A 23047-nucleotide genomic window follows, 5' to 3' on the forward strand; every position below is an offset into this window, starting at 1 on the left:
CGATGGCAGTGGGAGCCGAGGGGGAGGGGAAGACGCGGTGGGGTGTCGGGACTGCAGGACATGCACCATGTCGAAGGTGGTTAGGGGCATGCGTGGCCTGTTGCTGGTCTGGTGGGTGTGGTTTCCCAAGCTGTTCATGCGCAACTGTCCGCAGTGCGGTCACACTCTCCGTCGTCACCGTTACCGCGAGGATGGGTCGTTTCGGGACTGACCGGTCGTCGGGGGCGGGGTCGATGTCGGTGGTGACGATGGTGAGTACGTGCGAGATTTGATCTCCTTCGAGCGAAGCGATCCGATGCGGTCGGCGAAGGCCTGCGACTCATGGGAGCACTCGCCGAGGCGTTCCCACAGGTGGTCATCGGCTACTGCCACGTCCGCCGTTTCTGTCGGGACAACTGACAGATTGAAGCGACTGGGATCGTGCGGACCAAACGGCACCACCAGTCGGCTTTGGAGGAGCTTGTCGCGCTCACGGGCATCACTCATCGGACTTCTCCGAATCGCGCAGTGCGTACACCCGGTGTTGGCTGATCATCCGCCGGTGGTGTATCTGCGGGAGAGCACGATTCGGGACGCGGTGAACAGCTGGTTCGGGGAGCTGTTTGACCGTGACAACCTGGACCGTACGGTGGCCGCGCTCGTGGCGTCCCGGGACGGGGCGAGACGGAAGCGGGACGGGGGAGAGGCCGCGTGTAAGCGGCTCTCCGATGCCGAGTCGCGGTTGAGGAGGTTCCAGGCGGCGATCGCTGCTGGGGTGGACGCGACGGCGCTGGTGGAGGTGATCAACGCGGCTCAGGCCGAGCGGGCAGCGGCCCAAGCAGAGATCATCAACGCGCCAGCGTCGGACCTCATGGACGAGGCCGAGGTATACGCGGGGATCGACATGCTCGGCGATGTCGCGGCCAAGCTCAGGATGTGTCAGGGGAGGGGCTCGCGGAGCTGTACGCAGGGGCGGACCTGCAGGTCCTCTATGAGCCGGAGGCGCTCACCGCGGAGATTTCCATGCGGGTGAATAGTGTGCGTGTCCGAGGACGGACTCGCGTATTATCCCTACGCCTTCAACTGTAGTTCTGATCGCACCACGGCGGGGAGCGGAAGTCCTCCCCGGCGGCGCCGCCGGTCAGGTCACCAGGTCGTCGCGATGTAGGTGGTGTCGAGGTACTCGTCGATTCCGTCGAAGCCGCCCTCGCGGCCGAGACCGGACTGCTTGACGCCGCCGAACGGCGCGGCAGGGTCGGACACCACCCCCGGTTGAGACCGACCATGCCGACCTCCAGCCGTTCCGCGACGCGGAGACCGCGGGACAGATCGCGGGTGTAGACGTAGACCGCCAGCCCCAGCTCTGTGGCATTGGCGACCGCGACCGCGTCGTCCCCGGCGATCGGGATGATCGGGGCCACGGGACCGAACACCTCCTCGGTGGCCAGGGCGCTGTCCCTCGGCACCCCCGTGAGCACCGTCGCCGGGTAGTAGAACCCCGGGCAGTCGATCCGGTGGCCGCCCAACACCAGTTCCGCCCCGGCCCGTTTTCAGCTCCGTCACGAGCCTCGCGGTGTGCTCGCTCCAGCTGTCCGGGTTGTTGTTGATGAACACGGCCGACGGGGTGTCGCCGCGGGCGATGTCTGCCAGTTCCTGGGCCGCCGGTTCGGCCATGCCCGTACAGGCGAGCCAGCGCAGGTCTCCCGTGAAGCGTCCCAGGAGCCCCGTGCAGGTGTGGGGGCGGTTCTCCCTGGAATCGGTGGGCAGGTGGCCGTGGTGCCGTCGCACACCATGAGCGGGTCCGGCAGGCCGTCCTCGCCCGGGGTGTGGAGTTCGTGTCCCGAACCCGCGGTCACCCGCGCCCACTCGGCGACGGTGGCCTGCCTCGGTCTCCGCGGTCAGGCGCAGGTTGTAGGTGACGTTCTCCGAGTCCATGGCGGGCCACGGCGCCTGCAGTTGCGCGAATGCCTGCTCGATGTTGCCGATGCGGAGCACCTGCCCGGCGTCGGAGTAGAACTGGAGAGTGGTGCCCGGCGGGATGGCCACCACACCCATCCCGTCGTTGTACTGACCGTCGGCCGTCGGATCCAACGCCTGGCGAGTGCGAGTCTCCCCGAATTCCCTCGTTGTGCGCCGGATTGTGCGTGGCAGGGGCGGGAATTGTCGCGGTCGTGCCCCCCGCTCGGCGCCGTCACATCTTCTGAGTTTCTCGCCCGCCACGCCGACGCGGTCAGTACGGCCAGCCGGGCACGTTCAGGTGAACGGTGTAGAGCCCGAAGTTCCCGGTGTTGCCGCCGCTGGACGGCGTTCCCGACGTGATGTACAGAGTGCGGCGGTCCGGGCCGCCGAACGCGAGGTTGGTGGCGTTGCGGCCCGCTGAGATCGTGCCGAGGGACTGGCCGTCCGGGGAGAACACGTGGACCTTCCCGTCGCCGAAGGTCGTCTGGTAGACGTTGCCAGCGCAGTCGATCGTGCCGCCGTCGGTGCCGCCGAGTGGTGTGAAGTCGCTACGCGGGCCCGTGCTGCCGTCCGCGTTGACGGGATACCGGTAGATCCTGCCCGAGGCGTTTCCGCCGACATAGAGCGTCCGGCCGTCCGGGGACAGCTCGATCCCGTTCGGCTGGCGGATCGTGTCGTCGATCAGTGTGACCACACCGTTGGTGACGCGGAACACGCCGGTCCTGCCCGACATCTGGTCCGGACGGTTCCCGCGCTGGAAGTTGGGGTCGGTGAAGTAGACCGTTCCGTTGGCGGCCACGGTGACGTCATTGGGCGAGTTGAACAAGCGCCCCTGGTAGGTGGCCGCGATCGTCGTCCGCGTGCCGGTCGCGAGGTCGTACGAGGACACGCTCCGCTGGTCGTGGGTCGCCGCGACGACGGAAGTACCGTCCGCGCTGATCGCCAGTCCGTTGCTGCCCGCGTTCCTGATGACCGTGGTGAAGGTGTTCGTCGCCGGGGTGTACCGCAGGATGTCGGCGGGCTGAACGTTCTGGGCGCCGGTGCCGTCGTACATGTTGGACATCAAGAGGGTCTGTGTCGCGGCGTCCCAGGTCGGGCCTTCCAGGAAGTTGAACCCGCCGCCGACCTTGGTCGCGGTCAGGGCGGGGGAGGGCAGCGGACTGCCGAAGGGGCCGCCGGGGCAGGGTCCGTCGGCCACCGAGGCGGAGGCGTCGGGGAGAGCGAGACCCGCCACGGCGAGGACGGCCACAGCCACGGCTGCCGTTCGCGGTTTCACTGCACGTATCCTCCTCGTCGAGATTGCTGGAGCTGTTTGGGAGCGCTCCCAGTGCGATGATATCGAACGCGGCGTGCAATGGGAACCCACGATGTGACAGCGCGTGATAAGTCTGGCGCATTCCGTGACCGCGAGCCGGCCAGCGCCGGTCAGTCCTCGTCAACGACACCTCGTCGACGAGGAAAGCATGGCGTTCTCCTCGTTCCCGATGTGCCGGTCAGCGTGCTACGACGGCGTGCTGGTGGAACAGAACCAGCGCACCCCCGTGGCAGTCCTCGCCCTCGTGGTCGTGCCGTCGTCGCGGCGGATGGCGGCGAGGATCAGCGCCATCTGAGCCGAGACTCCGTTGACGCGGTTGTAGTACAGCGCCGCGCACTCGTTGACGTCGATTGTGCGTTCTCGCCGGCCGGCACATCGGAAATCGAGTCGGCGGAGGAGTTCACGCAGGTGCCGTTGCTGCGCAGGTCGCGCGCTGCCCGGCGGGATGCGGGGTCGGCCACGCTGCCGAAGCCGACGTACACCAGTGGTGGGCCGGCGTCGAGGAACTCGAAGGAATGCTGCCCCCGGCCGGTAACCGAGGCGCCTGGTCAGTCGGTTTCGTTCAGGTCGGCTTCCGCGTCGCCCCCAGGAAGCAGGTCGAGTAGCTGCTGGCGTTCCGGCTCGGGGATCCGTTCCGTGACGGCCTTACGGGCCGCGGCCGGGGCGACGGTGGCCAGGTCGCGCAGTAGCCCGGGTCGCGTCGAGGCGCGTTGTTGTGTGGCCAGGTAGGCGATCCTGTCCGCCCATTCCGGATTGGCCTGGACCAGCGCGCTTGCATTGGTCCAGAGCCACTTCGGATCGTGATCGAGCAGCGTGCCCGCGGTGTCGTACGGGCCGACGCCCGCCAGCGCCAACTCCTTGGCCAGGGCCAGCGCGGGCCGGTCGGCGGCCCGGTCGGTAGCCAGGAGACGGGTGTGCAGTACGAGCACCGCGTCGTCGAGCAGCGACACGGACGGTGTGCTCGGGTGGGGGGTCTCCGCAAACCAGTCCCGGCGTGCGGTCACCATGGCGGCGATGCGTTCCGCGCCGGGCGCCTTCCGCTCGGTGGTGAAGAAGTCGAGAGCGCCCGTGACCAGGCGTGGATCGGTGGCGTACAACAGCTCGGTGATCGCCGTGCTCAGTGCCGCCGCCCGTTCCCGGGAAAGCAGGTGGTACAGCCGGACCAGCCACGCCTGGCGGAGGTCGATGCCGGGCGGGTGGAACGGCTCCTCCAGCACGGCGGCGGCGGCGACCGCGCCCCAGTCGGTCCCGGCGTCCAGCCGCACGCCGTCCAGAACCACCGGCAGCGTCAGGTTCGGATGACCGGCGCAGTACCAGCGAAGTTTTTCCGGGTACAGGTCCTCCGGCTCGCCGCCGACCCAGTGGGTCCAGGTCTCCAGGTGCTGCTGGCAGGCGCACCAGTAGCGGCGGACCGTGCGGCCCGGCTGCCCGTCCGACCGCACCGCCTCCCCGCAGTCCGGGCAGCGCAGGTTGTTGCAGCCGACCGCGACGGCCCAGCCGACTTCGAAGGCTTCGACCGGCAGCCAGTAGTCCGCTCCGACCAGTTGCGGTTGGGGGCGGCACTTTCTCGTCACTCGGCGCTGCCCTTCCCCGGTGCTTTCGCCTCGTCGGGGAACTTGCCGTCGCCGTAGGAGCGCAACTCCGCTTCGTCGAGCGGCTTGATGTTCCGGTACATCCTCCGGCTCTTGTCGTATGTGGGGCCGAACGGCTCAGCGGCAGCCAGGATCTCGACCAGCGAGTGGCGCCGGTAGCCGGGCAGGAAGCCGATGCAGGCCAGCCTGGCGTCGTGCAGGTCGGCCCGGAACACCACCGCCACGTTCATCATCGCGTTGGTGGTTCCGGACGGGCCCGCGGCGAGCGGGATGCCGAGCGCCTGCATCTGCCGCGCCCACTCCTTTGCCCTTCTGCCCCGCTCGTCCGTTGCGAACTCGCCGCCCTTCCTGATCCGCCAGTCCTTGGATCCAGCTTCCCACTTCAGTTTGTGCAGGGCCTGGTCCCAGTTTTTCTGGAGCGTCCGCTGCTGCGCCACTTCGCGAGGGCTCATCGGCAGCCCGAGTTGGTCGGCCCGCAGGCCGACCTTCCTGCTCACGCTCGCGCCCCGTTTGATTCTCGCCTCTGCCTGGAACTCGACGTCTGATCCTTCCCGCTTGGGGGTCATGGCGTCCCAGACCTCGCTCCCGGGGGTCTGCACGGCTTTCGCCAGGATCGTCAGCTGCTCCAGGTCCACCGCGATGACCCAGCCCGTCACAGTGTCCCGGAACTGCTTCGGATCGAGGAGATCGGGGCCCAGTACGTTGCTGTAGAAGCTGATGATGTGGGGTGAATCGCTCGGACAGCTCGCCACCGTCGAAGACCGCCATGATCGGTTCCATCAGCATCACCTGCTTCGCGGCTTCGTCCTTCTCCGCCTCCACGGCTTCGAGATTGACCACCGAGCCGGCCCGGATCGCCAGTTCGACGTTCTCGGCCGCGATCTTCTTGATCAGCGCGTGCAGCTTCGTGTTCGCCGGCGTGCCGACCTTGGCGGCTGGTGCGTCGTGATCGAGCTGAGGCGGCGGCGGTGTTCTTCATGGTTTCGATGTCGCTGGCGCGCAGCTCGTTCAGGCGGCGGTCTCCCCAGAGGGTGGCCATGCGCGCCCAGTACGTGCCGTAGGTGCGGTTCGCACCCGAGTCGGCGGCCTCGATCACTGTCGGCAGGTACTCGGCCAACGTCAGGGTCTGATCGACATGTCCCTCGTCCAGGAGGTCAGTGACCGTAACCCCGATATCGGCCAACGCCTGCCGCGCCGCGTTCAACCGTTCAAGCGCGTCGAGAGGAGACGTCATCGCGAATGTTGTGCGGGATCTTGTTCGTGCTGCATACCGGGATCCAGTGGGAGTTCTTGCCGCAGGAGTTGGGTTTCGGGTCGGGGATGACCTGCTGGCGGCGGTTGGAGGAGTGGAACCGGGCCGGGGTCTGGCAGCGGTTGCACGAGGTGTTGCTGGCCGAGTTGCACGGCGCCGGGAAGCTGGACTGGTCCCGAGCGGTCATCGACTCCTCACACGTCCGAGCGGCCCGCCGTGGCCCAAAAGCGGTCCGAGCCCGGTGGATCGCGCCCGTCCGGGCTCGAAGCACCACGTCCTGACCGAGGGCGCCGGTATCCCGCTGTCGGTGTCGTTGACCGGCGGCAACCGCAACGACGTCACCGAACTCGAAGCGTTGAACGAGGCCATCCCACCCGTTCGTGGCCGCTGCGGACGGCCCCGTCAGCGCCCGGACGAGTTGTATGGCGACCGAGCCTACGATCACGACAAGTACCGCAAGAAAGTACGCGCCAAAGGCATCCGACCCCGCATCGCGCGCCGCGGCCACCCCACGGGTCGGGCCTGGGCAAGCACCGGTGGGTCGTCGAACGCACCGTGGCCTGGTACCACGGCATGAAACGCCTACGCATCCGCTGGGAACGCCGCGACGACATCCACGAAGCCCTCCTCGGCCTCGCCACCTGCATCATCACCTGGCGACACATCGCACGACTCTGTTAGGAACTCTTATGACGACCGCAACCTGCGAACCTGGGTCGCCGAGCAGGGCATCCGGGTCCGGATCGCCCGCAAAGGCATCGGAACCAGGGTGTCGGTGGGCAGCTCTTGGTAGCAGTTGTGGGTCCGTACATGCAGCCGGGTGAACCTTCGGATTCCGTCGCTCGCGGACCTGTCCGGGACGGCTACCGTGGGCCAGCGTCATTGCCACGGCCAGGATGCGTTCTTCACCGGTTCCCGTCCACGTTGATCGAGCGTGGGCGCGTTCAGTCCCCCCTGCCGTCTACGAGGCGCCCACCTCGACGACCTTGTCGAGTCCGCGCTTGCGGGCGTACGCGGTCGCGACGCGTGCAACCGTGACCCTTGGCAACACCCGCGACGGCCACGTCAGGACGCGATTCATGAAGCTACCCGGGTAGGACGCGGCACGCCCACGGGCGAAGTCGTCGAGAACGCGCGCAGCGACGTCGGAGGGTTGGTCGGCCTTCGGATCGACCGCGGCGGTCGGGCCTTCTCCGAAGGTGGTGTCCATATTGCTCACATGCGCGCCCATGACCTGGATCCCGGTGCCGCGCAGCTCCTCCGCCAGCGCCTCGGTGAAATACAGCTGGAAAGCCTTGGTCGCGCCGTAGCTGGCCAGATAGCCCATGGGTGAGAAGGCCGCGCCCGAGGTGACGACGATGATGCCGCCGGAGCCACGTGCGACCATGTCGGCCGCGATCGGATGGGTCAACGCGAGCATGCCGCCCGCGTTGACCGCGACCGCGCGCAGCTGCGGCTCCAAGTCCCGGGCGAGGAAGGATCCCTGGGTACCGATGGCGGCATTGTTGACCAACAGATCCAGAGGGACGCCGAGAGCCTTGAGCTCACGAACCGCCTGCTTCGGACCGTCCGGCGTGGCAAGATCGGCCACGATCACCTGCGGGGCCGCTCCGCCGGTCCGCTCCCGAATCTCTTCCGCGACCTGGCGCAAGGTCCCTGCCGAGCGGGCCAGCAGGACAAGCCGCGCCCCACGTTGAGCCAGATCGAGGGCGAAGGCCCGTCCCAGCCCTCGGGAGGCACCGGTCACCAGGGCAACTTTTCCGTCATACATCCAGCCGCTCCAAAAGCTTCAAGTGTTAAAGTACTGGAGACTGTAGCAGATCCTTCAACTCTCGAAGCATAAGATGGAGTGCATGACCGCACGAGAGCTCGCGGCGGCGGTCGCCGCGACCTACCACGCCTGGATGCAGACCGTCGAGGCAGCCAGATCCACCCTGGCGGAACACGACCTGACTGCGGCGACCTTCCAGGCGCTGTGGTTGATCGACCCTGGCGCGCCGCCCCCCTCGATGAAGGTCATGGCCGAACGGCTCTACTGCAATGCCTCGAACCTCACCTTCATCACGAACCAGCTCATCGAACGAGGCCTGATCGAACGGACCGTTGACCCGCACGATCGCCGATCCCGCGTCCTCACCCTGACAGTCAGGGGCCGCCAGGTACGCGAGCAGGTCACTCAGGCTGCGATGGCACAGTCGCCGCTGGCCATGTTGACGAGCGCTCAGCAACAGCAACTCACCGCCCTGTTGACCAGCGCGTTCGGGCGGACCTAGCCAGCGCAACGTCGAGTTCCCAAGGAGACCGAGCGCCCCGCCGTAGCCGGCCGCCGCCCGCGGCGCCGATCCGAGATCAACAAGTCGAGCTTGCCTCCCGGAGTCATTGGGCTTGGTCGATCCTGAACCTTCTTCAACGTGTCCAGAGCCCACGGCGCCGCCTCTGATCAACGGCCGGCCGCCTCAGGCCCGTCGCCAGGTCGAAAAGGTTTGTTATGTCGTCGTTCGAGTTCCCCGCCGACCAGGTGTACGGCGACACGAACGAACCGGAGCTGCGGCTGATCACCTGCGGCGGCTCGTTCGACGAGGCCGCGAACAGCTATCGCGACAACGTCATCGCGTTCGCCGTCTTCACGGGCGTGGTCGCCGCCGAGTAGTCGTCACGGCCGGGTACCGCGGACGGCGGCGCCGTAGCGCGCGTGGGGGGCCTCGGTCGTGCACGCCCAGTGGCGGTCGCCGTAGGACCAGTGCCACCAGCGGCCCGGGCAGTTGACGAGGCTGGCGGCGGAGAGAGCTGCCGTGAGGAGCGCCGTGGTCCCGTCGGTGGCCGGGGGATCGGGCCGACGCAGCACGCTGGCAGCGGAACGGGTTCGTTCCCTTCGGCCAGGGTGAGGTCCACGGCACCTCCGGTCGGGTGGGGGGCGGACTCCGGCGCGACCGCGCACACCGCGGGGTCGTGCCCGGACGCGTGCGGCTGCTTGGGGCCACCGACGAACCGTGAGCAGGGCGCGGCCGGTGGGCGGTGGCCGGCGACGATGAGCAGGCGGACCCTGCGAGGCAGCATGCTCTGGGCGGCGACGAGCCGGTCCACGAGCCCGGACCGGAGGAAGGTCCGCGCCACGGCCCGCAGCGGAGCCGACGCCGCCACGTCCACCAGGGGCTCGCCACTGTCCCGGACGGGGATCTTCGCCAGGCGCGGGTCGGACAACAGCACGATCATCAACTGGTCCCCTGACGGCGGTGTGCTCTTTCGCCTCACCGTCGACCAACGCTCTGCAGAACCACTGCAGTGGAACTACAGCGGGGCGGCATGCTCAGGCGCGGCTGCGCCGGCATCAGGCGGCGATCGAGGCAGGTGCGGGAATGGATCGCCACCGCCACGGCCGTCGGTGGCCGGGTCCTCACGTTCTCGACCACCACGGGGGGGCATGTTCGCCGGCTCGGCCAGCGAGGCCATCGTCACCGCCCTCAGACGCCGCGACATCAGGGCCGAACGCGGACGGGACTTCACGGTGACCGGCACTCCGGGTCACTCGCCGACGGCGAGCTCGAACGCGCGCGGGAGCGGGGCCGCTCCCTTGCGGGCTGAACCGGAGACGGTGGTCACCCTTGGGGCGGGTACTGCCGCGTCCCGGGCCGCTCGCCCGCCTGCCCCAGCAGTTGGCTCGCCTGGTCCCTGGAGACGCGGCTGGTCAGCCCGCAGAATGTGCACTGGGTGGTGCGCGCGGTTCTGACCGGGAACAGCGAGATGAAGAACAGCGTGAACTTCGTGACCGCCCTGCGCAGGGGGTGTGCCGCCCGGTTGCCGCACCCGGGGCACAGCAGCGTCAGCATCGCCAGGACGACCACCTTCGTCCGAAAGCCGAAAATCACCACGTCGGTCGCACTTCCTCCTCCGCTCATCCTCTCTTCACAGAGTGGCACAGGGCGGGGCGGCGCGTCGGGTGGCGACGAGTTCAGACGGCCACCCCGCACGCCTCCCGGTTGTTGCGCGGTGGACCATACTGATGCGAATGCACGACGGGGCGGCGGTCGAGGACGGCGGTCGGGCCGCCCGGTACCGGGACGTGTTCGCCGTCGGCGAGTTCCGGATCCTGTTCCTCACGCATCTGGTGTCGATCGCCGGTGACCAGGTGGCTCGGGTCGCGCTGGCGGTGCTGGTGTTCAGCCGCACCGGGTCCTCCGCCCTGGCCGCGTTGACCTATGCGCTCACCCTGCTCCCCGAGCTGGTGGCCGGTCCGCTGCTGGCGGGCCTGGCCGACCGGTACCAGCGGCGCACCCTCATGATCATTTGCGACCTGACCCGCGCCGGACTGGTGGCGATCATGGCGGTACCCGGGATGCCGCTGTGGGTGCTCGGCGGGTTGGTGTTCGCGGTGCCGCTGGCGGGGGCGCCGTACAAGGCCGCCCGCGCGGCGATCATGCCGACGATCCTGTCCGGAGATCGGTATGAGGTCGGGATGGGCGTGACCTACACCGCGCTGCAGGTCGGCATCCTCGGCGGGTACGCGGCCGGTGCGCCGCTGGTCGCGTGGTTGGGCCCGGAGAAGGCACTTCTGCTCGACGCCGTGACGTTCGTCATCTCCGCGGCACTGGTCGCGTCCGGGCTGAGCGCGCACCCACCGGCAGCGGCGACGCGGCTCCCGCCGACGAAGCTCGCGGCGTTCCGCTCGCTGCTGGGTCTCGTGTGGCGAGACCGGCGGCTGCGGTACCTGATGGCGTTCGGCTGCCTTGCCGGCTGTTACACGGTTCCCGCCGGGTTGGCCGTGCCGTTCGGGGCGCAGGTCGGGGCCGGCACGGCCGCGGTCGGACTGCTGTTGGCCGCTCATCCGGCGGGCGCCGCGATCGGTGCGACGGCCATGACCCGACTGGTGCCGCCCCGACGCCGGCTGATGCTGCTCGGCCCACTGGCCGTGGCGACCAGCGCGGTGTTGCTGCCTGTCGGACTGGTTCCCCAGCTGGGGATCATGGTCGCGTTGTGTGCGCTGTGCGGGTTGTTGTCCGGGCACGACGCGGTCGCCGTCGCGACGTTCACCCGGATCGTCCCGGCGGAACGTCGTGGTCAGGCATACGGGTTGGCCTTGGCCGTCGTGCGCGCGACCCAGGGGCTGGGCGCCGCGCTCGCCGGTGTTGTCGCCCAGTTCAGCTCCCCGTCGACCTCGATCGCGGTGTTCGCCGTGCTCGGCGTGCTGGCCGCGGCGGCGATCGCGGTGGGGTGGGAGCGCGTGCGCCCTCACGGCGCAACGCCGGCTGGTTCGGACAGACCAACCCGTTCCGGTCGGTGAGAAATTCCCTGCCCGGTACGTAATTCCGACTAACATCCGCTCGCACAGAACAATCCCGAGCCAAATGTGGTGGTGAACAGGTGGCAGTTTCTCTGTGCGTGTTCGGTCCTGGCGCGCAATGAGCAGCGCCCATGCCGGACTGGCCCGGCGAACGATCCTCGCCAGCGACGACGTCCTCGCCCTTGTCGAACTGTTCGACGGCGAACGGGAGGCGGTACTGGCCCAGTGCGACCACACGTTCGACCCGGATCCGGATCCCCGGCCCACCCCGCTCGAGGTGCCCAGGTTCTGGGCCGGCCTGGTGCGGCTGGAGACGGGCGAGCTGCTCGGGACGATGAGTTGGCGTCCTGTTCCGCACATCGCCACGGTGTCGGGAATCGGGTGGAACCAGGGCTTTCACCTGCTGCCGGGAGTTCGAGGCCGCGGCCTCAGTGCCCGCGGTGGGGTGTTGCTGGCCAGGCACCTGTTCGCGACCACGGAGGTGGATCGCATCCAGGCGATGACCGACCCGGAGAACGTGCCAGCCCGGCGAGGGTTGGAAGGAGCGGGGTTTCGTCTCGAAGGTCTGGTGCGGGGCGTCCTGCGGCGTGGCGGGGTGAGCCGGGACCTGCTGCTGTACAGCATGTTGCGGTCGGACCTGGAGTCCGCCGACGGTGAGCGGGAGGTCCTCGCGCGGCGGGACGACGTGGTGCTCGCACGGGCCCGGCCGAGCGACCGCCGCGCCGTGGTGGCCGCGTCCGACGGCACCGTCGCACGCGACCGGGACACCCGGTTGCCGCCCGGGGTGCCGCAGACGCCCTCGCGTGGGGCGCTGCTCGACGCGAGGACCGGACGCCTGCTCGGGGTAGTCAGCTGGCGCGCGGTGGGACACGGCGACACGTTCGGCTGCACGGCCTGGAACATCGGCGCGGAGCTGGTTCCCGACGCCCGCGGTGGAGCGGTGGAAACCACCGCACAACGGTTGCTCGCCGAGCACCTGTTCGCCACGACCGGTCTGGACCGGGTGGAGGCCGGTGTGGACGCCGACGACGTGGCCGGACGCCGCGCCCTGGAGAACGCCGGGTTCCGGCGGGACGGCGTGGTCCGCGGCGCGCGGGTGCGTGACGGCCGTCGGCAGGACCTGGTGCTCTACGGCCTCCTGCGCACGGACCTCGCCGACCCGAACGGCGTTACCCCACAGGCACATCCGTGACCGCGGGTTCCGCGAGCGGTGCCGAACCGCCGGAGCGGGCGCTCGACCCGGACCAGCGGACCCTCGCGGGATGGATCGACGCGGCAGGGCGGTTCATCACCTCCTTCGTCGGCGAGCTGGACGACGCGCCGGCGAAGGGCCCCGTGCTTTCCGCCCAGCTCGCTCACCGGTTGGGCCTGCCGCCGCCGGACGGCCCCGGCACGTTCGACGACCTGCTCGACACCTTCGGCCAGGCCGCCCGTCATGCCATGGAGACGGCGGGACCGCGGTTCTTCGCCTACACCCCCGGAGGCGGCCTGCTGTCCTCCGCGGTCGCCGAGCTGCTCGCCCGGGCGGTCAACCGCCAGACCGCACTGTCCTGGGCGGCTCCCGGGCTGGTCGCCATGGAGCAGGGCGTCTTGCGCTGGCTGTGCTCGGAGTACGGTCTGCCGGCGGACTCCGGTGGCCTCGTCACGACCGGCGCGTCGATGGGGACGTTGTCGGTGGTGGTCGCCGCGCGCCACCGCCACCTCAACGAGGATTTCCGCGACGGCACGCTGTACGTCACCGCGCACACCCACTTCTGTGTCGCCAAGGCGGCCCGGATCGCCGGGATCCGGCCCGAGCACGTGCGGGTGGTCCCGACCACGCCGGACCTGCGCATGGACGTCGCCGCCGCGGCCCAGCTGGTCGCCGCCGACCGGGCCGCGGGCCGCCGTCCGTTCCTCCTGGTCGCTACGGCGGGCACCACCGACACCGGAACCGTCGACCCGCTGCTGGACCTCGCCGCACTCGCCCGCCGGGAGGACCTGTGGCTGCACGTGGACGGGGCCTACGGGGGGTTCTTCCAACTCACCCGCCGCGGGCGGGACCAGCTCCTCGGCATAGCCTCGGCCGACTCGATCACGCTCGATCCCCACAAGGGACTGTTCCTGCCGTACGGAACCGGTGTTCTGCTGGTGCGTGATCCCGGCGCGCTGCGGGCTGCTCACCTGGAGGAGGGACCGTTCCTCCAGAACGCCGGTGCAGCCGAGATGCTGCCGAACTACGCCGAGCTCGGCGTCGAGTTGACCCGCGAGTTCCGTGGTCTGCGGTTGTGGTTGCCGCTCCATCTGCACGGCGTCGACGTGTTTCGCGACGCCCTGGACGAGATGCTCGACCTCGCCGCGCACGCGCACGACGAGCTCCGGCGTATACCCGGCATCGACGTGCCCTGGCGGCCCGATTTGTCCACAGTGGTCTTCAGAGACGAGGCCGGTGACGAGGCGACGAGGCGGTTGCTCGACCGGATACTCGCGTCCAACAGGGTCTCCCTGTCCAGCACCAGGGTCCGCGACCGGACTCTGGCACGGATGTGCGTGCTCAGTCATCGCTCGCACCTCGAGCATGTCGAGGACGCCCTGGAGCTCGTCCGTTCCGCCGCCACGCACCGCCCGGCCGACCCGCCGCTCACGGCCGAGGGGCGTTAGCGCGGGGAAGCAACTCCAGCAGGCCGCCGGCGGCCCAGATCCGGCGCACGAACTCGCCGGGTGGGGTGAGTGGAATCGTCTCGTCCTCTTCGGTGCGGAGCGTGGCCTCCTCGGGGTGGACCCGGACCCGCTGGCCGGTGCGCAGCCGGGCCAGGTCGTCCGCGTCGGCGAAGGTGAGGCAGGGCAGACCGTTGTTGGTCGCGTTGCGGAAGAAGATGCGGGCGAAGTCGACGGCGATGACCGCGCCGATGCCGTTGAGCTTGATGGCGCGGATCGAGGTCTCGCGGCTCGACCCGCAGCCGAAGTTCCGGCCGGCGACCACCACGTCGCCCGGCCGGATGTTGGGTTGGATGTCGGGGTCGTACCCGTGGAACAGGCCGCGCCGGACCTTGTCCGGGTCCAGGCTGTAGAAGGCGGGTGGGTGGATGACGTCGGTGTTCAGGTCGTCCCCGAACAGCCACACCCGGCCGCCGATCACCGTCATTCGTCCCCCTGGTCGCGGTACAGATCGGGCGTGAGCGCGCCACGCACCGCCGCGCGGGCCACCGTGCGGGCGCTGGCCAGGTACGTGCGGCTGTCCCAGTGCCCCATCCGCCCCCGGAAGTTCCGGTTGGAGCTGGAGACGCACACGTCGTCCGCGCCCAGCACCCCCTTGTCGATCCCGCCGCACGCGCCGCAGCTGGAATGGTTGACGATCGCACCGGCCTCGGTCAGCGTCTCGACGTAGCCGGCACGCAGCGCCTGTTTGAACACCTCCACCGACGCCGGGATCACCACGAAACGAACGCCGGGGTGCACCTTTCGGTCGGTGAGCTCGGCGGCGGCGTCCCGGAGGTCGGACAGGCGTCCGCTCGCGCAGGAACCGAGGAAGGCCGTGGTGATCCTGACCGGCTCGAGCTCGCGGAGCGGCACCACGTTGGCCGGCGACCACGGCTTGGCGACGCGCGGGTCGAGCGCGGACAGGTCGAGGTCGATCACCCGCTCGTACCGCGCGTCCGCATCGGGGCGCACCAGGGTGCCGAGCAGCTCGCCGTCGCGCTTGACGTAGTAGTCGACGGTGACCTCGTCCGGGACGAACACCCCGAACTTGGCGCCGATCTCGACGGCCATGTTGGCGATGGCGAACCGGTCGTCCTGGCACAACCGGGTGCCGGAATCGTCGTGGAACTCCAGGGACCGGTACTGTCCGCCGCTCTCACCGAGAATGCCCAGCAGAGCCAGGACGACGTCCCGGCCGCCGGACTGGGTGGGCAGCGTGCCGCGGAACCGGACCGCGATGGTCTCCGGCCGGCGCATCCACGTGGTCCCGGTCGCCAGCGTGAACAGGATGTCGGTCGCACCCATGCCGGTCGCGCAGGCCCCGATGCCGCCGGCCATGATCGTGTGGCTGTCGGCACCGACGATCAGGCCGCCGGCCTGACACAGCCTGTGCTCCACCAACAGCTGGTGGCAGATCCCCCGGTCGAGCATGAGGTTGGGGACGGCCTGCTCCCGGGCGAAGGACAGGAACCGGTTGGAGATGTCGGCCCGCTCCGCCGTCGCCGGAGGGGAGAAGTGGTCGTTGGCCAGCAGGACCCGGTCACGGTCCCAGATGGACAGACCATGACGCTCGAAGTCGTCGATGAGCAGTGCGGTCGTCGCGTCGTGACCGAGCACGGCGTCGACGTTGACCCGCCGGTAGAGGCTGGTGTCGTTCTCGTCGCAGGTGTGCGCGTCGATCACCTTGTCGCTGATCGTGCGGCCCGTCATGTGCTGCCGATGGTCAGCCGGTCGTACTCGGCGATGACCACGTCTGGTGAGACGCCGGCCAGCGCGTAGGCCGTGAACGCCTCCTTCGCCGCGTACGCACGCTCGTACTGGGCCTTGTCCTTGTTCTCGACCGCACGCTTGACCACCTCGACCAGGCGGCGCGTGGTCTCGTCGTCGACGTCGCGCGGCGGGTCGGTCTGGCCGAGGATGTGCCGGATCAGTGCCGCGCCACTGTGCTTGCCCAGTACGTAGGCGCGCTCACGACCGGTCCAGGACGGCGACAGCGGCTCGTAGCTGCGGGAATCCTTGAGCATGCTGTCGACGTGCACACCGGACTCGTGACGGTAGACGTTGTATCCGGTGACCGGTTTGGTGGCGCTCATGTGGATGCCGCTGGCGCGTTCCACGAAACTGGCCAGCTCGGGCAGCCGGTGGGCTTGCACTCCGTGTCGAACGCCGTACAGGTGGGTCAGTGCGGCCAGGCACTCCGCGAGGTCGGCGTTACCGGCCCGTTCGCCGATTCCGTTCACCGTACAGGTGATCGCTCGAGCGCCGGCGTCCACCGCGGCCAGCGTGTTCGCGGTGGCCAGGCCGTAGTCGTTGTGGGTGTGCGCGCAGAGCGCGATCTCCGGATCCAGTCGCTCGGCCAGCGTCCGCACCAGTGCACGCATACCAGTCGGGTGGGCGCAGCCGACCGAGTCGGCCAGGACCAACCGGGTGACGGCCCCGGGTACGCACAGGTCGTCGATCAGGCGGATCAGGTGTTCCGGGTCCGCCCTGGTCGCGTCCTCGAGCACCAGGTTGACCGCCATGCCCTCACCGAGCACCTCCTCCATCCCGGTGCGGAAGACGCTCGCCGAGCGATCACGGGTAATGCCAAGGGTTTCCCGTAATCGGAGGTCGCTTGTCGGCATGAACAGGAAGACCTCGTCCGCCCGCGCCTTTCCCGCCGCGACGATGTCCTGGCGCAATGGACGTGCCGTCGCCCCGAGCCGGGCCGGAACACCGGACCGGCGCATATCCTGGATCGCCTCCAGGTCCGCGCCCGACGCGCCGGGAAAACCGGCGTCCAACACGCCGATACCGGCCTCCGCCAGCAGCCCTGCCAGTCGTACTTTTTCCTCGATCGTGAACCAGACCCCTGGCGTCTGCTCGCCGTCGCGCAGCGTGCAGTCGATCACCTCGACGGCGGCGGGTCTGTTCGGTGGAACCGTGGGTTGTGTGTCCGCCACTGAACTCGTTCCTCCCGGCTGGAGCCCTAAGCTGTGGACGATCCCCCCACGACCGCAGAATCAAACAGTGCTTCCTGGCCCGCAGTCAATAGCAGTGTTGACGAAAATATCCGCCCTGACAGCTCACATCGACAGCGGCTTACGGCCGTCGAGCGGACCGGACTAGGCCGTGCGGCCTATGGTGCGCGACCGCTGATGACAACCAGCGGGATATCCCACTAGTTTGTCGCCGCACGGAACGTTGGGACATCTCAGAGGACTGTATGCGACTGTCGTACGTATTCACGGACAACGAACGCGAGGAATTACGGGCCACGGCAAGGACCGTGCGCGCACACCCGTACCAGGACCCGCTCGCGTTCTCCCGGGAGATCGCCGCGCTGGTGGACCGGTCGGCTGTGCCACCGGCGCTGCTCGCCGTGACGCGGCAGGTCCGTGCGGATCGCGAGAGCGGGCGGTCCTACGCCCACGCGCTGCGCAACTGCCCACTGGACGAGGACCTGCCGCTGTTGGACCAGGACGACCCGCTCGCGGACAAGTACGCCAGGAAGACCACGTTCGTCGCCGAGGCGTTTCTCCAACTGTTCGGCCACCTGGTGGGTACGCCACTGCTGGCCTACGGGACACGGTTCAACGGCGACTTCTTCATCGACGTGATCGCGATCAACCGTTACCGCGGCAAGCAGACCGGGTACAGCGACGGTGAGCTGGCCTTTCACAACGACCGAACCGCCCATCAGGTGCGGGCGGACTTCATCACCCTGCTCGGAATGCGATGCCCGGACACGGAGGTCACCTACACCGGTTTCGTGTCCGGTCCGAACCTCCTGTCGATGCTCGGCGAACGGGACCGACACACGCTGCGCCAGCCGTACTTCCACACTCCGTTCGACGTCCTGTCCCGCGACCAGAACACGGCGCTGACGGTCTCGGACAACCACCCGATCCTCTACGACGAGCACAGCGTGCGGTATGTCGACACCCACACCACGGTGTCCCCGGACACCCCGCCGGAGGCCAAGGACGCGCTCATCGCCCTGAAGAACGCGTTGGTACGAGCCGAGAAGGTTCGGCACCGCATCCGCACCGGTGACCTCCTGACCTTCGCCAACCAGGAGGGCCTGCACAACCGCGAGCACCTGGAGATCAACGACCCGGACCTGGCCCGCACCCGGTGGCTGCTCAAGACCTACGGCTTCCGGGACCGGGCGAGCGCCGACCGGTACGCCGACAGGTGGGTTGGTGGAGTGCCCGGCCGGGTCGGCGACTGAGCCGTGGCCGGTCCGCCCGATCGCGACTACTCCGACAATCGGATGGTGGAAAACGCATGACGACACCGATGGATCCCGCAGCTCTGCGAGCAATGCTGGAGCGGGTCACGTCCGGCTCGGACTACCTGCGCGGGAAGCTCGACAGGGCCGGGGTAGGACCCAAGGACATCGCCGAGCCGGGTGACCTCGCCAGGCTGCCGTTCACCACGAAGGAGGAGATCCGGGAGACCCCGGTCCTGGAGTACTCCGCGGTGCCCGCCGAGCGGATCGTTCGGGTACACGCCTCGTCCGGCACCACCGGGCGGCGCACCATCTGCGCGTACACCGCCCAGGATGTCGAGGACTGGACGGAGATGGTGACCCGCTGCCTGCGCTACGCCGGGGTGAGCACCGAGGACCGGGTCCAGATCGCGGTGGGCTACGGGATGTGGGCGGCCGGTGCGGGATTCCAGACGGGAGTCGAACGGCTCGGCGCGATGGCCGTGCCGACCGGGCCGGGCAACACCGAGATGCAGGTGGAGATGCTGCGCGAGCTCGGCAGTACCGTGCTGTGGGCCACCTCGTCGTTCACCGTGCTGCTCGCGGAGCTGGTCGCGGCGCGCGACCTGCGCTCCGAGCTCGCGCTGCGAATCGCGATCACCGGTTCGGAACGGTGGGGCGAAGCGACCCGGGCGCGGATCGAGTCGCTGCTCGGCGTGCGGACCTTCGACCTGTACGGCCTGACCGAGCTGTGGGGCGGGGGAGTCGGTGTCGAGTGCGACCGCCATGACGGCATCCACCTGTGGACCGACCACTTCCACCTCGAGGTCATCGACCCGGACACCCTCGAGCCGGTGCCCGCCGGGACGCCGGGCGAGCTCGTGGTGACCACGCTGCACAAGGAGGCCACACCGCTGATCCGCTACCGAACCCGCGATCTGTCCTATGTGTACGCCGATCCGTGCCCGTGCGGCAGCCCGTACCCGCGCATCGGCCGGATCCAGGGCCGCTCCGACGACCAGATCAAGGTGCGCGGTGTCATCTTCCTGCCGATGCAGGTCGACACCGTGCTGGGCGAGATGACCGGTGTGGGACCGGAGTTCCAGGCCCACGTGGACCGGGACGCCGACGGCCGCGACAGCCTCACCATCCGGGTGGAGGCCGATGATCGAGGTGCCGTCGGCGAGCTCGAGCGGCGCCTGCGCGAGAGGATCGGCCTGCGGATCACGGTGCAGTCCGTCGACCCGGGCACGTTGCCGAGGAGCGAGCGCAAGACCCAGCGCGTGTTCGACCACCGGATCCTGTGAGCCGGGGCGAGCCCGCCGCCACGCCCCCGCGAAGCGAGGACTGAGCCGATGCGCTACGCCAGGGTCCGCCACGACGGCCGGTCGCACTGGTCCCGGGTCGAGGACGACGTCGTCCACCTGCTGTCCGGTTCGCCAATCGAGGGTGCCCCCGCCGTGACCGGCACCGTGTCGCTGTCGACCGTCGAGCTGCTGCCGCCGGTGCTCCCGTTCGTCTTCTACGCCGTCGGACTGAACTACCGCGCGCACCTCGACCACGCCCGCGCCCAAGGCTACGCGGTCGGAACCACCCCGACACAGGCCGAGGTCGGCTACCGCGCCAACAACGCGCTCGTCGGCAGCGGCGCCGCGATCCTCGTCCCGCCCGACCTCGCCGGCCCGGTGGAGGCCGAGGGGGAGGTCGTCGCGGTCGTCGGGCGGACGCTGCGCCGGGCGAGCCGCGCGCAGGCGCGGGAGTCGGTGTTCGGTTGGACGATCGGCAACGACGTCAGCGCGCGCGCGTGGCAGCACACGGACCGCACCTGCTGGCGCAGCAAGAACAGCGACACCTTCAAGCCCATGGGCCCGTGGATCGAGACCGACGTGGACCCTGTCGCCCAGACCACGACGGTCCGGGTCAACAACGAGGACCGCGCGCGGTTCGCCACCGGTGACATGATCTTCGATCCGTGGGACTACCTCGTCGAGGCGTCCCGGTACGTGACGTTCCACCCGGGCGACGTGCTGTGGATGGGTGCCGGGGCGACCTGCCCGATCACCCCCGGCGCCGTGGTCGACATCGAGATCACCGGCATCGGCACGCTGTCCAACCCCGTCCTGGCCGACAGTGTCGCGGCGCCCGACGGGGCGAGCGACTGACCGAGCGCGTGCAGGCCCTCGGCTGGTCACAGGCGATTCTCAGCACATCGGTGACTGGCGGGCGTAGGACGAGGACATCCGGACCGATGACACCTCACCTTCGAGGCGCCGGCCCTCCGGAAATCTCGAAACGGCGCACCAGCTCTTGTGGTGCGTTCAAACCTCGGCGCTCTCGCGCCGCCCTAAGGATCCAGCATGACGGAAACCACGTTCGTCTCCCGCTACGAGCGGAGAGTGTTGTTCGTCCAGGACGTCCTCGAGAAGAACTCCACGCTCGGTGCAGACGCTGCCCGCGAGCTCGCCGTGCACGTCGTCCACGCGATCGAGCACATCTCCGAGCCGACCCGCTGACCGTTACCGGTACCGCATGAGCAGGAGCACAGCCATGGACGCACAGCAGTCGGACAGCCGTCACCAGAGCAGTCCCCCCACGGGACACCGGACGCACGCCATCGCGACGACGGCGGTGATGATCATCGCCAGGCGGGCCAGCGGTCTGGTGGTTGTCATGGTGTGGCGATCCTCCGGGGTTGCCGCGACACGCGGTTCTCTGGTGGGGTCAGGAAGGGAAGCGTGGGGCCGGTTCGGCCCAGCGCACCGCGCACCGCGCACCGCGAGCAAAACGCCCGCGGACCCGGTGGCCAGATCCATGGACAGTCGCATCAGCTGGTCCCCCGGGAAGGCGACATGGTCCTGGTAGGACATGACGTGCCAGGCGAGCCGGCTCAGGTGGCGGTCCAGCACGGCGTCCTCGCCTCCCGTCGCCATGAGGAAGGCGATCAGTCCGGCGCGTCCGTTGAACAACCCGGAGCAGACCACCAGCTCCGCTTCGGCAGCACGTCGAATACGGGACAACGCGGCGGTGAGGTCGGGGTGCTCCCGGTGGCGGAGGAGCTCCCGCAGTACCAGTCCGACACCCACGCTGCCGGTCTCGAGGTAGGGCATGCCCCGCCCGCCCTCGTCCACCTGGAGACTGCCGTCGGCGACCTCCACGCACCGGTCGAGGTCACGCCGCAGGGCCATTTCCGCCAGGTCGAGAAACCGCTGGTCGTCGGTGGCCTCAAAGAGCCGTAGGAACAGGAGAGTCACGCCGGAGGGACCGTGCAGCAGCCCGGCCCGCGGCCTGCCGGCGGTTCGCCACCCTGTGCTGGCGCGAGCTCCAGCCGCCCGACCCACTCCGTACCGAGGTCGATCGCCCGGTCGAGCAGCGTGGAGTCTCCGGTGCGGAGAGCGAAGTGCAGCAGGTTGAGCCCGACGCCGGCCAGTCCGGCGAACAGGCTCGCCGGGAGAGCGTCCGACGGCGCGGCCGTCGCCCTGTCCAGCACAGCGAGCGCGTCCTCGTCGCGGCCCAGCTCGGACAGCGTGTAGGCGACCCCGTGCAGCTCGGTGTAGAAGCCGACCTGCCCGTCGCACCGTCCCTGTCGAACGGCGTCCAGCAACCAGTCCTCGCATTCGGGGAACCTGGCGAAGCCCGCCGCGGCTAGCGCGTGCAGCACGCCGGCGGCGCCGTAGGCGAGTCCGACGCCGGTGTGGGTGAACTGCGCGATGTCGCCGGGGAACAGCCGGTCGGTCCGCGTCGGCGTGGCACTGGCCAGGATGCCGTCGCGGATGGAGCGGCACAACGCCGGTCAGTCCGCACTCCCGGCGTCGACGTCGGCCGCGAACGCGGCGGCACGGCTCCGCCGTCGCGGTCCCGCGTGGTCTCGATGATCTCGGTGGCGTAGGAGCGGGGGAGACCGAAGCGTCGCGCGACCGCGTCGGCGAGCATCGCCGCCTTGTCCCGGTCCAACGGGAACATCGTGGTCAGTGGCAGGAACATGCTCAGACGCAGGCGGGCCAGCGCGTAGCGGTCGGCGTCGGCGCCGGTGCGTCCGTCGGGTGCCACATACCCCGGCGCGCCGAGCGCCGGCCGCTGCTCGGACGTGCCCGTCGTCGGTCCCCGCGCGGATCAGGGGGATGCGTTCGACCATCTCCCGGCCGACGGACCGCCCCTCGATGTACTCCTCGACCAGGAAGTGGTGCTCCCAGCAGACGAGGTGCTCGTACAGCTCCAGGACGACACCGGTGTTCGCCAGCTTCTTCAGGAAGTCCCGCTCACGCAGAAAGCCGCCGCACCGCATCGGTCCCGTCCTGGTCCAGTCCGGCGTACGGTCGGGCTTCCTTGAGCACAACCTCCCGACCGCTGCGGGTGTCGACAGCCAGGTAGGCACCGCCGCCGTTCGAGAAGTGCAACGAACGGACGATCCGGAACGGAAACCGCGTCGCGGCCCCTACTTCGTCAGGGCGGCGATGCTGGTGGCCAGCACCTCGGGGATGTCGACCCATGACGGTGGGGTGAAGCGTGCCTGGCGTTGGTCGGGAACGAGTCCTGATCGGATCGTGCGTTCGAGGCGACCGGCTCACCCGGCGATCGTCTCGGTTGAGGTTTTCACGCAGGCCCAACTGCAGCGGCGTTCGCACGCGGCCGGCGGGATGCGGGGTATGGCGAAGTTGGAGCGCAGTCGAACCGTGGGGCAGCGGCCGTACCTACTGCGCGGCTTGGTGCGATGCGGACTCTGCGGCCGGAAGATGCAGGGCCCGACGATTCGGGAAGGTACTTAGAACGTGTTTGAGATCTTGGTCGGCGTGGCTGGTTGATC

At 69.2% G+C, this 23047-nt stretch carries 24 protein-coding genes and 3 pseudogenes; 14 read left to right on the forward strand and 13 right to left on the reverse strand.

Annotation, left to right across the window (positions count from 1 at the left end):
• The first annotated feature begins 541 nt into the window (after positions 1-541).
• A complete protein-coding gene (locus BU204_RS10680; RefSeq protein ID WP_075125458.1) occupies positions 542-1012 on the forward strand; it encodes a hypothetical protein in 471 nt (156 codons plus the stop codon).
• Between the two features lie 113 nt (positions 1013-1125).
• On the opposite strand, the pseudogene BU204_RS10685 reads toward BU204_RS10680, so the two are convergent.
• Both BU204_RS10685 and BU204_RS10690 read right to left on the reverse strand, forming a co-directional pair.
• Positions 1126-1520 (reverse strand): annotated as a pseudogene (locus BU204_RS10685) (aldehyde dehydrogenase family protein); the annotation flags it as partial.
• Positions 1521-2209: 689 nt separating this feature from the next.
• Positions 2210-3214 (reverse strand): SMP-30/gluconolactonase/LRE family protein, encoded by a 1005-nt coding sequence (locus BU204_RS10690; RefSeq protein WP_233160004.1) that lies wholly within the window; start codon positions 3212-3214, stop codon positions 2210-2212.
• A 187-nt stretch (positions 3215-3401) separates the two neighbouring features.
• Here BU204_RS10690 and BU204_RS39995 point away from each other — a divergent pair, with 187 nt between their 5' ends.
• The gene (locus BU204_RS39995; protein WP_158073438.1) at positions 3402-3548 is read left to right on the forward strand and encodes a hypothetical protein; all 147 of its coding nucleotides are present in this window, start codon (positions 3402-3404) and stop codon (positions 3546-3548) included.
• Positions 3549-3801: 253 nt separating this feature from the next.
• On the opposite strand, the gene BU204_RS10695 is transcribed toward BU204_RS39995, so the two are convergent.
• Together BU204_RS10695 and BU204_RS10700 are read right to left on the reverse strand one after the other, a co-directional pair.
• Positions 3802-4827 carry a hypothetical protein gene (locus tag BU204_RS10695; RefSeq protein ID WP_075125460.1) on the reverse strand — a complete coding sequence of 342 codons (1026 nt, stop codon included), beginning with the start codon at positions 4825-4827 and terminating at the stop codon, positions 3802-3804.
• Entirely contained in the window at positions 4824-5597 is a 774-nt protein-coding gene (locus tag BU204_RS10700) for a hypothetical protein (RefSeq protein WP_075125461.1), read from the reverse strand. The genes BU204_RS10695 and BU204_RS10700 overlap by 4 nt, the downstream gene beginning before the upstream one ends.
• Before the next feature lie 14 nt (positions 5598-5611).
• Here BU204_RS10700 and BU204_RS10705 point away from each other — a divergent pair, with 14 nt between their 5' ends.
• The 3 genes and pseudogenes from BU204_RS10705 (at position 5612) to BU204_RS42240 (ending at position 6778) form a co-directional block, all read left to right on the forward strand.
• The gene (locus tag BU204_RS10705) at positions 5612-5794 is read left to right on the forward strand and encodes a hypothetical protein (RefSeq protein WP_075125462.1); all 183 of its coding nucleotides are present in this window, start codon (positions 5612-5614) and stop codon (positions 5792-5794) included.
• Between the two features lie 290 nt (positions 5795-6084).
• Positions 6085-6378 carry an IS5/IS1182 family transposase gene (locus BU204_RS42235; protein ID WP_075125463.1) on the forward strand — a complete coding sequence of 98 codons (294 nt, stop codon included), beginning with the start codon at positions 6085-6087 and terminating at the stop codon, positions 6376-6378.
• Positions 6339-6778, forward strand: a pseudogene (locus BU204_RS42240) (transposase). The gene BU204_RS42235 and the pseudogene BU204_RS42240 overlap by 40 nt, the downstream one beginning before the upstream one ends.
• A gap of 280 nt (positions 6779-7058) precedes the next feature.
• Here BU204_RS42240 and BU204_RS10720 read toward each other — a convergent pair.
• Entirely contained in the window at positions 7059-7844 is a 786-nt protein-coding gene (locus tag BU204_RS10720) for an SDR family NAD(P)-dependent oxidoreductase (RefSeq protein WP_198942825.1), read from the reverse strand.
• A gap of 106 nt (positions 7845-7950) precedes the next feature.
• On the opposite strand from BU204_RS10720, the gene BU204_RS10725 reads away from it, so the two are divergent.
• Both BU204_RS10725 and BU204_RS10730 read left to right on the forward strand, forming a co-directional pair.
• Positions 7951-8370 (forward strand): MarR family winged helix-turn-helix transcriptional regulator, encoded by a 420-nt coding sequence (locus tag BU204_RS10725; RefSeq protein WP_075125483.1) that lies wholly within the window; start codon positions 7951-7953, stop codon positions 8368-8370.
• Positions 8371-8597: 227 nt separating this feature from the next.
• A pseudogene (locus tag BU204_RS10730) lies at positions 8598-8747 on the forward strand (class F sortase); the annotation flags it as partial.
• Positions 8748-8750: 3 nt separating this feature from the next.
• Here the strand turns inward: BU204_RS10730 and BU204_RS40680 are convergent.
• On the reverse strand, positions 8751-8942 hold the full coding sequence (locus BU204_RS40680) for a M15 family metallopeptidase (protein ID WP_198942826.1): 192 nt from the start codon (positions 8940-8942) through the stop codon (positions 8751-8753).
• A gap of 751 nt (positions 8943-9693) precedes the next feature.
• Positions 9694-9966 (reverse strand): zinc ribbon domain-containing protein, encoded by a 273-nt coding sequence (locus BU204_RS10740; protein WP_075125465.1) that lies wholly within the window; start codon positions 9964-9966, stop codon positions 9694-9696.
• Positions 9967-10103: 137 nt separating this feature from the next.
• Between BU204_RS10740 and BU204_RS10745 the strand changes: the two genes are divergently transcribed.
• From BU204_RS10745 to BU204_RS10755, 3 genes are all read left to right on the forward strand, one after another.
• Entirely contained in the window at positions 10104-11375 is a 1272-nt protein-coding gene (locus BU204_RS10745) for an MFS transporter (RefSeq protein WP_075125466.1), read from the forward strand.
• A gap of 118 nt (positions 11376-11493) precedes the next feature.
• Positions 11494-12567 (forward strand): GNAT family N-acetyltransferase, encoded by a 1074-nt coding sequence (locus tag BU204_RS39020; RefSeq protein ID WP_075125467.1) that lies wholly within the window; start codon positions 11494-11496, stop codon positions 12565-12567.
• Complete coding sequence (locus BU204_RS10755; protein ID WP_083661184.1) at positions 12564-14015, forward strand: pyridoxal phosphate-dependent decarboxylase family protein; 1452 nt, start codon at positions 12564-12566, stop codon at positions 14013-14015. The genes BU204_RS39020 and BU204_RS10755 overlap by 4 nt, the downstream gene beginning before the upstream one ends.
• Here BU204_RS10755 and BU204_RS10760 read toward each other — a convergent pair.
• The 3 genes from BU204_RS10760 to BU204_RS10770 are packed head-to-tail and all read right to left on the reverse strand — an operon-like array spanning position 13996 to position 16996.
• Positions 13996-14499, reverse strand: coding sequence for a LeuD/DmdB family oxidoreductase small subunit (locus BU204_RS10760; RefSeq protein ID WP_075125468.1), 504 nt, complete (start codon positions 14497-14499; stop codon positions 13996-13998). The two genes, BU204_RS10755 and BU204_RS10760, sit on opposite strands and share 20 nt — an antisense overlap.
• Entirely contained in the window at positions 14496-15764 is a 1269-nt protein-coding gene (locus tag BU204_RS10765) for a 3-isopropylmalate dehydratase large subunit (RefSeq protein ID WP_075125469.1), read from the reverse strand. The genes BU204_RS10760 and BU204_RS10765 overlap by 4 nt, the downstream gene beginning before the upstream one ends.
• Positions 15761-16996, reverse strand: coding sequence for a LeuA family protein (locus BU204_RS10770; protein ID WP_075125470.1), 1236 nt, complete (start codon positions 16994-16996; stop codon positions 15761-15763). The genes BU204_RS10765 and BU204_RS10770 overlap by 4 nt, the downstream gene beginning before the upstream one ends.
• Positions 16997-17322: 326 nt before the next feature.
• Here BU204_RS10770 and BU204_RS10775 point away from each other — a divergent pair, with 326 nt between their 5' ends.
• The 4 genes from BU204_RS10775 (at position 17323) to BU204_RS40685 (ending at position 20759) form a co-directional block, all read left to right on the forward strand.
• On the forward strand, positions 17323-18267 hold the full coding sequence (locus BU204_RS10775; RefSeq protein ID WP_198942827.1) for a TauD/TfdA family dioxygenase: 945 nt from the start codon (positions 17323-17325) through the stop codon (positions 18265-18267).
• A gap of 56 nt (positions 18268-18323) precedes the next feature.
• Positions 18324-19553: a phenylacetate--CoA ligase family protein gene (locus BU204_RS10780; protein WP_075125472.1), complete on the forward strand. Its 1230-nt coding sequence runs from the start codon at positions 18324-18326 to the stop codon at positions 19551-19553.
• Between the two features lie 48 nt (positions 19554-19601).
• A complete protein-coding gene (locus BU204_RS10785) occupies positions 19602-20408 on the forward strand; it encodes a fumarylacetoacetate hydrolase family protein (protein ID WP_075125473.1) in 807 nt (268 codons plus the stop codon).
• A 195-nt stretch (positions 20409-20603) separates the two neighbouring features.
• Positions 20604-20759 carry a DUF6307 family protein gene (locus BU204_RS40685; RefSeq protein WP_198942828.1) on the forward strand — a complete coding sequence of 52 codons (156 nt, stop codon included), beginning with the start codon at positions 20604-20606 and terminating at the stop codon, positions 20757-20759.
• Positions 20760-20819: 60 nt separating this feature from the next.
• Here BU204_RS40685 and BU204_RS10790 read toward each other — a convergent pair whose 3' ends face one another.
• The 3 genes from BU204_RS10790 to BU204_RS42390 all read right to left on the reverse strand — a co-directional run bounded on the left by BU204_RS10790 (position 20820) and on the right by BU204_RS42390 (position 22786).
• A complete protein-coding gene (locus tag BU204_RS10790) occupies positions 20820-21497 on the reverse strand; it encodes a lanthionine synthetase C family protein (protein WP_075125474.1) in 678 nt (225 codons plus the stop codon).
• Positions 21494-22030 (reverse strand): hypothetical protein, encoded by a 537-nt coding sequence (locus tag BU204_RS39025; RefSeq protein WP_143229431.1) that lies wholly within the window; start codon positions 22028-22030, stop codon positions 21494-21496. The genes BU204_RS10790 and BU204_RS39025 overlap by 4 nt, the downstream gene beginning before the upstream one ends.
• 648 nt (positions 22031-22678) lie before the next feature.
• A complete protein-coding gene (locus BU204_RS42390; RefSeq protein WP_456297879.1) occupies positions 22679-22786 on the reverse strand; it encodes a class III lanthionine synthetase LanKC N-terminal domain-containing protein in 108 nt (35 codons plus the stop codon).
• Between the last annotated feature and the right edge of the window lie 261 nt (positions 22787-23047).

It is taken from the genome of Actinophytocola xanthii (assembly GCF_001921205.1).
Classification (GTDB): Bacteria; Actinomycetota; Actinomycetes; order Mycobacteriales; family Pseudonocardiaceae; genus Actinophytocola; species Actinophytocola xanthii.

Bases quoted from the DNA above. Each gene is read 5' to 3' on its own strand.
- BU204_RS39995 (WP_158073438.1), top strand. From the start codon at position 3,402: ATGGCGTTCTCCTCGTTCCCGATGTGCCGGTCAGCGTGCTACGACGGC.
- BU204_RS10705 (WP_075125462.1), top strand. From the start codon at position 5,612: ATGATCGGTTCCATCAGCATCACCTGCTTCGCGGCTTCGTCCTTCTCC.
- BU204_RS42235 (WP_075125463.1), top strand. From the start codon at position 6,085: ATGTTGTGCGGGATCTTGTTCGTGCTGCATACCGGGATCCAGTGGGAG.
- BU204_RS10725 (WP_075125483.1), top strand. From the start codon at position 7,951: ATGACCGCACGAGAGCTCGCGGCGGCGGTCGCCGCGACCTACCACGCC.
- BU204_RS10745 (WP_075125466.1), top strand. From the start codon at position 10,104: ATGCACGACGGGGCGGCGGTCGAGGACGGCGGTCGGGCCGCCCGGTAC.
- BU204_RS39020 (WP_075125467.1), top strand. From the start codon at position 11,494: ATGAGCAGCGCCCATGCCGGACTGGCCCGGCGAACGATCCTCGCCAGC.
- BU204_RS10760 (WP_075125468.1), bottom strand. From the start codon at position 14,499: ATGACGGTGATCGGCGGCCGGGTGTGGCTGTTCGGGGACGACCTGAAC.
- BU204_RS10765 (WP_075125469.1), bottom strand. From the start codon at position 15,764: ATGACGGGCCGCACGATCAGCGACAAGGTGATCGACGCGCACACCTGC.
- BU204_RS10780 (WP_075125472.1), top strand. From the start codon at position 18,324: ATGACGACACCGATGGATCCCGCAGCTCTGCGAGCAATGCTGGAGCGG.
- BU204_RS10785 (WP_075125473.1), top strand. From the start codon at position 19,602: ATGCGCTACGCCAGGGTCCGCCACGACGGCCGGTCGCACTGGTCCCGG.
- BU204_RS40685 (WP_198942828.1), top strand. From the start codon at position 20,604: ATGACGGAAACCACGTTCGTCTCCCGCTACGAGCGGAGAGTGTTGTTC.